11 protein-coding genes and 1 pseudogene are annotated in these 9,578 nt (G+C 69.3%); 6 read left to right on the forward strand and 6 right to left on the reverse strand.

The features are described from left to right. Together DKL51_RS16240 and DKL51_RS16245 are read right to left on the reverse strand one after the other, a co-directional pair. Nucleotides 1-895: 1-phosphofructokinase family hexose kinase (locus DKL51_RS16240; RefSeq protein WP_148097803.1), on the reverse strand; the 895-nt coding region annotated here is incomplete at its 3' end. Next, a complete protein-coding gene (locus tag DKL51_RS16245; protein WP_109943741.1) occupies nucleotides 892-1,653 on the reverse strand; it encodes a DeoR/GlpR family DNA-binding transcription regulator in 762 nt (253 codons plus the stop codon). The genes DKL51_RS16240 and DKL51_RS16245, both read right to left, overlap by 4 nt. Nucleotides 1,654-2,086: 433 nt before the next feature. Here DKL51_RS16245 and DKL51_RS16250 point away from each other — a divergent pair, with 433 nt between their 5' ends. After that, nucleotides 2,087-2,518 (forward strand): MarR family winged helix-turn-helix transcriptional regulator, encoded by a 432-nt coding sequence (locus DKL51_RS16250; RefSeq protein ID WP_207783768.1) that lies wholly within the window; start codon nucleotides 2,087-2,089, stop codon nucleotides 2,516-2,518. Nucleotides 2,519-2,559: 41 nt separating this feature from the next. After that, on the forward strand, nucleotides 2,560-4,248 hold the full coding sequence (locus DKL51_RS16255; RefSeq protein WP_109943742.1) for an MFS transporter: 1,689 nt from the start codon (nucleotides 2,560-2,562) through the stop codon (nucleotides 4,246-4,248). Nucleotides 4,249-4,567: 319 nt separating this feature from the next. Here DKL51_RS16255 and DKL51_RS16260 read toward each other — a convergent pair whose 3' ends face one another. Continuing rightward, on the reverse strand, nucleotides 4,568-4,849 hold the full coding sequence (locus tag DKL51_RS16260) for a hypothetical protein (protein WP_207783769.1): 282 nt from the start codon (nucleotides 4,847-4,849) through the stop codon (nucleotides 4,568-4,570). 26 nt (nucleotides 4,850-4,875) lie between these two features. Here DKL51_RS16260 and DKL51_RS16265 point away from each other — a divergent pair, with 26 nt between their 5' ends. Together DKL51_RS16265 and DKL51_RS16270 are read left to right on the forward strand one after the other, a co-directional pair. Continuing rightward, complete coding sequence (locus DKL51_RS16265; RefSeq protein WP_185734820.1) at nucleotides 4,876-5,091, forward strand: hypothetical protein; 216 nt, start codon at nucleotides 4,876-4,878, stop codon at nucleotides 5,089-5,091. A 451-nt stretch (nucleotides 5,092-5,542) separates the two neighbouring features. Beyond that, nucleotides 5,543-5,839, forward strand: a complete 297-nt coding sequence (locus tag DKL51_RS16270; RefSeq protein WP_109943743.1) for a hypothetical protein — start codon at nucleotides 5,543-5,545, stop codon at nucleotides 5,837-5,839. A 70-nt stretch (nucleotides 5,840-5,909) separates the two neighbouring features. On the opposite strand, the pseudogene DKL51_RS16275 reads toward DKL51_RS16270, so the two are convergent. Next, a pseudogene (locus DKL51_RS16275) lies at nucleotides 5,910-6,284 on the reverse strand (helix-turn-helix domain-containing protein); the annotation flags it as partial. Here DKL51_RS16275 and DKL51_RS37490 point away from each other — a divergent pair. Continuing rightward, the gene (locus DKL51_RS37490; RefSeq protein ID WP_109943744.1) at nucleotides 6,282-6,458 is read left to right on the forward strand and encodes a transposase; all 177 of its coding nucleotides are present in this window, start codon (nucleotides 6,282-6,284) and stop codon (nucleotides 6,456-6,458) included. The pseudogene DKL51_RS16275 and the gene DKL51_RS37490 overlap by 3 nt on opposite strands. 50 nt (nucleotides 6,459-6,508) lie before the next feature. Here DKL51_RS37490 and DKL51_RS34970 read toward each other — a convergent pair whose 3' ends face one another. Together DKL51_RS34970 and DKL51_RS16285 are read right to left on the reverse strand one after the other, a co-directional pair. Continuing rightward, nucleotides 6,509-6,664 carry a hypothetical protein gene (locus tag DKL51_RS34970; RefSeq protein WP_165823061.1) on the reverse strand — a complete coding sequence of 52 codons (156 nt, stop codon included), beginning with the start codon at nucleotides 6,662-6,664 and terminating at the stop codon, nucleotides 6,509-6,511. Between the two features lie 297 nt (nucleotides 6,665-6,961). Beyond that, a complete protein-coding gene (locus DKL51_RS16285; RefSeq protein ID WP_109943745.1) occupies nucleotides 6,962-7,804 on the reverse strand; it encodes an SGNH/GDSL hydrolase family protein in 843 nt (280 codons plus the stop codon). 204 nt (nucleotides 7,805-8,008) lie between these two features. Here DKL51_RS16285 and recD2 point away from each other — a divergent pair. Continuing rightward, nucleotides 8,009-9,578: SF1B family DNA helicase RecD2 (gene recD2, locus DKL51_RS16290; protein WP_124812209.1), on the forward strand; the 1,570-nt coding region annotated here is incomplete at its 3' end.

Raw genomic sequence — 9,578 nt, forward strand, 5'->3', positions numbered from 1 at the left:
GGACGTGGTCGCGGCGCAGGTCGCCGGGCCGGGGCATCCGGCTGCCCGGCAGGCTGACCGCCGCCGCGGCCCACGCGAGGCCCTCGGCGAGCGCCTCTGCCCCGGCGGTACCGCCGGCCAGGAAGCCGGCGAGCAGCGCATCCCCGGCCCCGACGTTGCTGCGGGGCTCGGCGACGGGTGCGATTCCGGTGACGACGCCGTCCGCATCGACCAGCACGGCGCCCTCGGCGCCGAGGCTGGCCAGCACCGCCTTTGCACCAAGGGCGCGCAGCTGCTGGGCGGCGCTGACGACGTCTTCGGTCGAGTTGACGGCCCGCCCGGTGGCCTGGGCGAGTTCCTCCCGGTTGGGCTTGATCAGCGACGCTCCCGCGGCCGCCGCGGCGACCAGCGCCGGGCCGCTGGTGTCGACTGCGAGCGGGACGCCTGCGTCGATCAGTCGGGAGCAGAGCTCGCTGAACTCCTCGACCGGCAGGGACGGCGGGATGCTGCCGCAGACCACCGCCCAGTCGGCCGAGCCGGCGGCGGAGAGCACCACCTCGACGACCGCCTTCAGCTCGGCGCCGGAGAGCGCCGGGCCGGGCTCGTTGATCTTCGTGATCGTGCCGTCCGGCTCGGCCAGCGTGATGTTGGACCTGGTCCGGCCGGCAATCGGTACGGCGATCATGGGTACACCCTCCGCCGCCAGCAGCCGCACCAGCTGCTCCCCCTCGGGGCCGCCGCACGGAATGACCGCCCGCGACGGCACGCCGTTGGCGAGCAGGGCCCGGGAGACGTTGACCCCCTTGCCGCCCGGGTCGAGGTGTGCGGGTGCGACGCGCAGCACCTCGCCCCGCACCAGGGACTCGATGGCGACGGCCCGGTCCAGGCTCGGGTTGAGGGTGACGGTGAGGATCACGCCCGGATCACCTCCGGACCGGCGTGCTGCAGCCCGCCGGCGGCGGCGGCGCTCAGCCCGGTGTCGGTGATGATGAGGTCGACGTCCGCGAGCCGGCCGAAGCGCGCGAGGTAGTCGTCGCCGAACTTGGTGTGGTCGGCGAGCAGAACCGTACGCCGGGCCGAGGCGATCATCGCCCGCTTGACGGCGGCCTCGGCCGGATCCGGCGTGGTGAGCCCGCGCTCGACCGAGCAGCCGTTGGTCGCCATGAAGGCCACGTCGACGTAGATCTGGGAAAGCGCCTGCATGGCCCAGTCGTCGACCGTCGCCATGGTTCGGCTCCGGACACGGCCGCCGAGCATGATCACGTTGAGGTTCGGTCGGGCGGCCAGCAGGGTGGCCAGTGGCGGGGCGTTGACGATCACGGTCAGCTCGCGCTCCGTGTTCAGCACCTGGGCCAGCCGCCCGGTGGTCGAGCCGGCGTCGATGATGATCGCCCCCTCCTCCGGGACCTCGGCGAGCGCGGCCTTGGCGATGCGCTCCTTCTCCGCGGTCAGCACCGCGTCCCGGGCGGCGAGGGCGGGCTCGAAACCGAGGCGTTCGACCGGGATCGCGCCGCCGTGTACGCGGCGCAGTACCCCCGCACGCTCCAACGCGGTCAGGTCCCGCCGGATGGTCTCGCTGGTCACCGCCAGTTCCTCGGCCAGCACCATGACGTCAACCCGCCCCTGGGCCCGGGCTCTGCGCAGGATCTCCTGCTGCCGTTCCTCGGCGTACATCACTTGGTTTCACCGCCGTTTCGATGTGGCTTCCTCTGTGTTTACGCCCGATCATGTTGGATCGTCAAGGGGTCTCACCCCGCCAACTGCGCAAGCTTGACCGAAGCGGTACCTGGGATAAGGAACAGATCGATATATCTCGGCACATACTGGCGAGCTGCGGGCGAGATGTGGGGTGATCCCGTGCCGCGTCGCGCCCTGGGCGCTGGTCGGGCGCCAGGATCCGCATCACTTGCCGCGCCGGTACGAGGCGTTCGCGGAGTAAGCGACCGTCCGTACGGCTGTATACCACTGCCTGCGCAAGACGCACCCCACCTGGACTGAGCCGGTCGCCCTTGGGAAAGACCCAGGCGGTACGACCCAGGAAGTGAGTTCCAGGTCACTTTTGCAGGCGGCGTGCTACATCCATAAGCAGGTTATGCATAATGGGGTTATGCACTCGAATGCCTCCGGCACTGAGCTGGTTGTGGTGCTCGAGCACCTCGTGACGCTCATCCGCCAGGTCTCCACCGCCGGCGGTCTCAGCACGGCAGCCTCGTCCGCGCTGAACCGTCTCGGACGTGACGGACCCCACAGGCTGACGGAGCTGGCTCACGCCCAGGGCGTCTCCCAGCCAGGGATGACGCAGCTGGTTACCCGCATGGAACGCGAGGGTCTGGTGCGCCGCACCGCGAACAGCGACGACCGCCGCGCCGTTCTGGTGGAGGCGACCGACGCCGGCCTCGACCTCGTCAGGCGCCGGCGTGCGGAGCGCGCCGACGCCCTGCAGCACCTGCTCGACCGACTCGATCCGCAGGATCAGGCCGCTATCGCCGCCGCGCTACCCGCGCTCGCCCGGCTCGTCGAGGCCCGGGCGTCCGACTGAATACCCGCATCGACAAACACCACCTTCAGGAGAACCTGAAAATGACCGCATCACATGGGACGGCCCCGAGCCCGTTCAAGCAGCCGCGTGCCGTCTGGGCCGTGGCGTTCGCCTGTGTCGTCTCGTTCATGGGCATCGGGCTCGTCGATCCGATCCTGCCCGCACTGGCCAGCAGCTTGCACGCCACGCCGAGCCAGGTGTCGCTGCTGTTCACCAGCTATCTGGTCGTGACCGCGGTCGCGATGCTGGTAGTCGGCTGGGTATCCAGCCGCATCGGCGCCAAGCTCACACTGGTCGTCGGCCTGATCCTCATCGTCGTGTTCGCCGCGCTCGCCGGCACGACGAACTCGATCGGCGGCATTGTCGGTTTCCGCGCCGGCTGGGGCCTGGGCAACGCCCTGTTCATCGCGACCAGCCTCGCCGTCATCGTGGCCTCGGCCAGCGGCGGCTTCGCCGGGGCGATCATCCTGTACGAGACCGCGCTAGGTCTCGGCATCGCGGTCGGGCCACTGCTCGGCGGCGAGCTCGGCAGCATCAGCTGGCGCGGACCGTTCTTCGGCGTCGCGGCGCTGATGTTCATCGCCCTCGTCGCGACCGTCGCGTTCGTCCCGGCCCTACCGAAGCCAGAGCACAAGACATCGTTGGCCGCGCCGCTCAAGGCCTTGCGGCACCGCGGCCTGCTGACCATGGGCATCATGGCCCTGCTCTACAACTGGGGCTTCTTCACCATGCTCGGCTACGCGCCGTACCCCATGGAACTCAACGCCCACCAGCTCGGCCTGGTCTTCACCGGCTGGGGCCTGCTGGTCGCCGCCTTCAGCGTGTTCTTCGCCCCGCGGCTGCAGGCGCGGTTCGGCACCGCGCCGGTGCTCTACGTCAACCTGCTCAGCCTCGGCATCGTCATGGCCATCATCGCGATCGGCGTGAACACCCCGGCGGCGGTCATCGGTGCGGTCATCGTCAGTGGCGCGTTCATCGGCATCAACAACACGCTGACCACCCAGGCGGTCATGCTCGTCTCGCCGGTGGAGCGGCCGGTCGCCTCCTCGGCGTACGGCTTCGTCCGGTTCATCGGCGGCGGTCTCGCCCCATTCGCCGCGGGCAAGCTCGCCGACGCCACCAACCTCAGCGTCCCCTTCTACCTCGGCGGCGTCACCTTCATCCTGGCCATCGTCGTTCTCGCCTCCGGCCACAAGCTGGTCGCCGCGGCCGAGAAGGGCCTGGTCGAGGGGGAGACGGTGCGCCCGAGCCTGCAGCGCGTCGGGGCCACACCGCCGGCTGGTTACCAACCTGTCATCGTCGCGGTCGGCGCCACCGAAGACGCCGCCAAGATCGTCGACGCGGCCGCCGCAATCGCCCGCGACGCCGGCCGCCCGTTGGAGGTTGTCCACGTCCGCGAGACCGCCGTAGTCGAGGAACTGGCCATCGACGCCGAGGACGCCGAGCAGGCACACTCCGCGGTCCTGGGCCACCTCGACCGGCTGGCCGCGCAGGGCATCGCCGCCACCGGTCAGGTACTCGCCAGCGTCGGCGACCACGCCGCTGCAGGTCGGGTCCTCGCTCAGCACGCCGACGACGTCGACGCGCGCGTCATTGCGGTCGGCCGGTCCCCGCGCGGGCCGGTGGCCCAGTTCGCCGACGGCAGCTTCACCACTGCGGTGACCCACGCCGCAGCCCGCCCGGTCGTACTGGTTGAACCCGGCAAAGCGCCGTACCGGTTGACAGCTTGACAGCGGCGTCGCTGCACGAGCTGCGCCTCAGAAGCACGTTGCGGAGGCAGGCGATGGGCTTCTAGCGAGGTCCCGGCATCGCAGCGCGAGCAACCGGTGCGACTCCGCCCAGCGCACTCGGCCGAGTCGCCACCATCTGCCGGCGCCCCCAGCCCCAGCCGGAGAGGTCGGCAGCGATCGACCGGCTGGCGTGGTACTGCTCGCGCAGGCCACCGCCCGTGTGGACGGCGACCTCGAGGTGCGTGCCATACAGAGGACAGAAGGGGCCCCTGGCCAGCGGTGACGCCGGTCAGGGGCCCCTTGACGCGATCAGCCTACGTCAGTCGTCGGACTCCGACGACGGGATGTAGGCGCCCGGCACGTCCTCCGGCGCGAAGATCTTGTCCTCGCCGGGGTACGGCTGCGTCCACTCGTGCGTCTGGTACCAGATGAAGTGGTTCATCTGCGCGGGGTTCGCGAAGTCGGGCTTGGCGTCGGGCCCGGTCAGCCGCTGGTGCGACTTCCACTCGTCCCACTGCGCCGCCACCTGCTGCTTGTCCGCCGGCACCGTGGTCGACGGTGCCGGCGCGGCGTTGGGGTTCTGCGGCGCGGGGGTGTCCATTGGTCGGCGAGGGCGCCAACCAAGCCATGCTCGACGCCGCCGAACTCGCCGCCGAACTCGCCACCAACCCCGCCGACCCCGACTCGGCGATCCGGACGTACGAGGAGGCGATGTTCATCAGAACCCACCCGATCGCCGAAATGTCCGCACGAGTCCAGGCAATGATGCTGTCCCCCACCGCAGCCGACGACATCATCCGCTTCTTCACGCCGCGGCCCACCGAGCCGGCACCCGCAGATTGACAACACGCGACGCAGCCGGCCTCGCCCTAGTAGACGCTCCTGCCCTGGAAGATCGGATGTCCGCTCATCGGCAGTTGCGGTTGTTCGGCACGAGCCACTGTCACATGCGTGACGCACGGATCGCGGATGCGTACACGTGACCTTGGTCGACGCCGGGCCGGAGTGTCGACCAACGCCGAACACTCCGGCGGGACCGTGGTCGCGCAGTTCGATCCGGAGCGTCGCCTCGGGCCGCTCCGGCGTCGGCACGAAGAAGGTACGGATGCTCAGCATGGCGCTGTCCGTGCTCACGAAGACCTGTTCCGCGGGCGAACGTCGGCAAAGGGGACCGTCGGCGTACGAGGGAATGTGCCCAGGATCGCGGACCGCGCGTCACAGAGCGTGGCCAGCCCGTCCCTGGGGCCGCGCGCGGACATGCCGATGAGCGCGCGTTCCGTGGCACCCTGCGTATGTGAGTTCAGCCGACTTCCGCGAGCCCTGGTTTCGTCTAGAAGGCGAGAGCGCTCGGACGTTCGAGCAGGAGGCAGCGACTGAGATCGCGGCGGGCCATGAACTGCATGGTCTTGCCCTGGCAGCCGTGGCGAAGTGCGAGGGCTGTGACTCGGTGGTCTTCCGCTTGTCGGACGACACGTTCGCGATTGTCCATCTCAGTTGGATACGGAAGCCCGAGGCGCCACCATGGCCGCGAACCACCCGGCTCGGGGGTTTCATCGCGGTGGAGATGGCGATGGATCAGCACGAACACTGACCGCTATGCCGCCGATCGTGCGCGCCGCCCGGCGGCGCGACCGTAACTGCCTGTAGCCCGGCCCATGTGGGGTAGGCACCCAGCTGACCCGGTTGTCGCGCACCAGCTGCCGCGGCCTTTCCCGCCCGATGACCACCCGCCGCTCGGCATGGTTGGCGAGGTAGTCGGCGAGTTTACGCAGGCACCAGCAGGTAAACGGGCGCCCGAGATTGCCCGGACGCGTGGTGGCCGTCGCGACGATGAAGGCCTCATCGCCGTCGCTGATCCGGCGGGTACGGCCTCCCGCCCACTGAGGGTCCAGCGCACGAAGACCCATCTCGTTGAACGTGTGGATCACATCACGCACCGTGTCCTCATGAGCCGCGACCAGCCTGGCGATCGCCGGCACCGGCGTACCCGACGCCGACGCCATGATGATCAACACCCGGCGCACCCGCATTGAATCGTCGCGGCGCGCGCGCCGCAGGCAGTGCGCTGCCTGGACTCGTACCATCTGGTGTCCTGGGTCACCGACGCCCTGAACAAGGTACGCCGGGCCGTGGAACACCGCCCGCGGCGGCAAAGGCGGCCGCACCACCGAATCCCCGCCGAGCTCTCCGTGACTGATCATCGTGGCTGATCACGGAGTCCGTTCACGCGCCCTTCCTGAATGGCACCGACCGAGGTCAGTCAGGCGGTCCTGGCGTAGCCGGAGAAGGGATCTTCGCCTTCGTCGAGGATCAGCGGCACGTCGTACACCGACATGTCCGGGCTGGTGCGCGCGTACAGGATGCAGTGACGCCACCAGTGGTGCTCATAGGCCGCGTCCACCTCAATATCAACCACTACGGCGGGATCGAAGTGGCGCGAGCAGGATCGCGGTGGGCCGCCTGAGTCGTCGCGGCGGGGCCAGTTGGGCAGGCTGGCTGCGGAATGACGATTACATCGGGCATCCGTCAGATGTGCGTCGGGCCTGGGGCGCCGACGCCTCGAGGTTGCACGTGTCGTGGAAAGTAGGGGCGATAAGGCGTCGATTACCCGAGACAGGGCGAACGTTTCCTGATGCAGTACAAGCCTTTCCGTGATGCGACGAAGCCGGGTACCGGCTGGGCGTGTCCGCCGGCCGGTACCCGGGGGCGGTGTCTATGCCTTGTCGGCGGCCGCCATCGTGCTGAGCATGGTGTTCTTGATCAGCGGGGCGTATCCGCTGGACTGGCCGGTGCGGTTCGGGTGGTACGACTCCATGATCGGGTCCGACAGGCCGTTGATCCATTCGATGGAGTCGCAGACGGCGTGCCCGGTGAACGCGGTTCGCGGGTCCACGAATGGGAACGAGTGCGCGACCGCCCGGGCCTGGATGGTCTGGTTCAGCAGATCGGCGGTGTCGTTCAGTGCCGCCTGCTCCCCCGGGCTTATCCGGGACAGCGACTGGCAGTCGCTCTCGTTGAACAGGCGCGGGTACCCGACGATCACCACTCGGGCGTACGGCGCCCGTGAGCGGATCTTGTTGTAGAGCGTGTCCAGGGTGCCGGGCAGGGTGTTCCGGATGTAGTTGTTGGCGTTGTCGATGTCACCCCAGCAGGTGTACGGCCAGGGCTTGGCGCATTGCGTGATGACACTGGTGAAGCCGGCGTCGTTGCCGCCGACGGTGAGCGTGACGTAGTTGGTCGAGGAGCTGAGGCTGGCGAGCTGGTTGTTGGACACGTCGGCGACCTTCGCGCCGGAGCAGGCGGCGAAGGTGAGGCTGGCGCCGATCTGGTTCGCGTCGAGGACCGGGTACGCGTACGGGGAGCGGTAGCAGCTGGTGCCGTCGGAGTAGTACGTGCGGGTGCCGACGCCCGAGGCGTACGAATCGCCCAAGGCGGTGTAGAGCGGCGCGGCCGCCTGCGCGGGCAGCGCCCACAGCACGGCCGGCGTCAGGCCGGCGACGACGGCTACAGCGAGTGTGACGAGGCGGCTTCTGCGGCGGGGGACGACGGGTGCCATGCTTCCTCCTCAGCTGCCCACCGGGAAATACATCGACGTGCGTCGAAGGTTGGTGGTGGTCCAGACTGTCGGCGGCAAGCATTGGCACGTGCAAGAGATCGAGCGGAAATTTTCTTTAATCGAACAAGTGGGCACAGGGCTATTGGCAAGCGGTTCCAGGCGACCGGGCAGGCGGGTGTCCGCGCCATGGCGGCAAGCGGCACGATGTCAGGCGTGACCACGCCAGCCCGTCCGCCGCTTGCCGTCCTGGACGCGGTGCTGGAGCGGTTGACATACGTCAACGAGGAGACCGGGTACGCCGTTGCCCGCGTGGCCACCGACCGTGGCAGCGACCTGCTGACCGTGGTCGGGGCGCTGCTCGGCGCGCAACCGGGCGAGAGCCTGCGGCTGCACGGGCGGTGGTCGTCGCACCCGAAGTACGGTCGGCAATTCGAGGTCGACTCCTACACCACGATGCTGCCGGCCACGATCCAGGGCATCCAGCGTTACCTCGGGTCCGGCCTCGTGAAAGACATCGGCCCGGTGTTCGCCGAGCGGATCGTCGCCCATTTCGGCCTGGACACCCTGCGGGTGATCGAGGAAGAACCTGCCCGCCTGGTGGAGGTGCCCGGGCTGGGGCCGAAGCGCACGGCGAAGATCACCGCCGCGTGGGAGGAGCAGAAGGCCATCAAGGAGGTGATGGTCTTCCTGCAAGGCGTCGGCGTCTCCACCTCCCTGGCGGTGCGGATCTACAAGCAGTACGGCGACGCCTCCACCGACGTGGTCACCAAGGAGCCGTACCGGCTGGCCGCGGACGTGTGGGGCATCGGCTTCAAGACCGCCGACACCATCGCCCAAGCCGTCGGCATCCCCCACAACAGCCCCCAGCGCGTCATGGCCGGCCTGCAATACACCCTGTCCGAGGCCACCGATGACGGGCACTGCTACCTACCTGCTCCCGAGCTGGTCGCCGACGCGACGAAGATCCTCGACGTGCCCGCCGACCTCGTCACCCGCTGCCTCGACGACCTGGTCGCCGGCGAGGGCGTCGTCAGCGAGACGCTGCCCGCCGGGGACGGGGAGGCGGTGCAGGCGGTGTACCTGGTGCCGTTCCACCGCGCCGAGCAGTCCCTCGCCAGCTCCCTACACCGTCTGCTCGACACGCCGGCCGACAGGTTGCCCCACTTCACGAACGTCGACTGGGGCAAGGCTCTCGCGTGGTTGAAGGCACGCACCGGCAACGACCTCGCTGCCGAGCAGGAGCAGGCAGTCCGTCTCGCCCTGATCTCGAAGGCGGCGGTGCTGACCGGCGGGCCGGGCTGCGGCAAGAGCTTCACCGTCCGCTCCATCGTCGAACTCGCCGCCGCGAAGAAGGCCAAGGTCACCCTCGTCGCCCCGACCGGCCGCGCCGCCAAACGCCTGTCCGAGCTCACCTGCCACCCCGCCGCCACCGTGCACCGGCTGCTGCAACTACGCCCCGGCGGGGACGCCTCCTACGACCGGGACAACCCCCTCGACGTCGACCTGCTCGTCGTCGACGAAGCCTCCATGCTCGACCTCATCCTGGCCAACAAACTCGTCAAGGCCGTCGCACCCGGCGCGCACCTGCTCCTCGTCGGTGACGTCGACCAGCTTCCCTCCGTCGGCGCCGGAGAAGTCCTGCGCGACCTGCTCGCCGCCCCCACCATCCCCCGGGTGCGGCTGACCCAGATCTTCCGCCAAGCCGCCCAGTCCGGCGTCGTCACCAACGCCCACCGCATCAACGCCGGCCGCCCACCCCTCCTCCGAGGCCTGC

The organism is Micromonospora globispora (assembly GCF_003857015.1).
Classification (GTDB): Bacteria; Actinomycetota; Actinomycetes; order Mycobacteriales; family Micromonosporaceae; genus Micromonospora; species Micromonospora globispora.

Bases quoted from the DNA above. Each gene is read 5' to 3' on its own strand.
- DKL51_RS16245 (WP_109943741.1), bottom strand. From the start codon at position 1,653: ATGTACGCCGAGGAACGGCAGCAGGAGATCCTGCGCAGAGCCCGGGCC.
- DKL51_RS16250 (WP_207783768.1), top strand. From the start codon at position 2,087: ATGCACTCGAATGCCTCCGGCACTGAGCTGGTTGTGGTGCTCGAGCAC.
- DKL51_RS16255 (WP_109943742.1), top strand. From the start codon at position 2,560: ATGACCGCATCACATGGGACGGCCCCGAGCCCGTTCAAGCAGCCGCGT.
- DKL51_RS16260 (WP_207783769.1), bottom strand. From the start codon at position 4,849: ATGGACACCCCCGCGCCGCAGAACCCCAACGCCGCGCCGGCACCGTCG.
- DKL51_RS16265 (WP_185734820.1), top strand. From the start codon at position 4,876: ATGCTCGACGCCGCCGAACTCGCCGCCGAACTCGCCACCAACCCCGCC.
- DKL51_RS16285 (WP_109943745.1), bottom strand. From the start codon at position 7,804: ATGGCACCCGTCGTCCCCCGCCGCAGAAGCCGCCTCGTCACACTCGCT.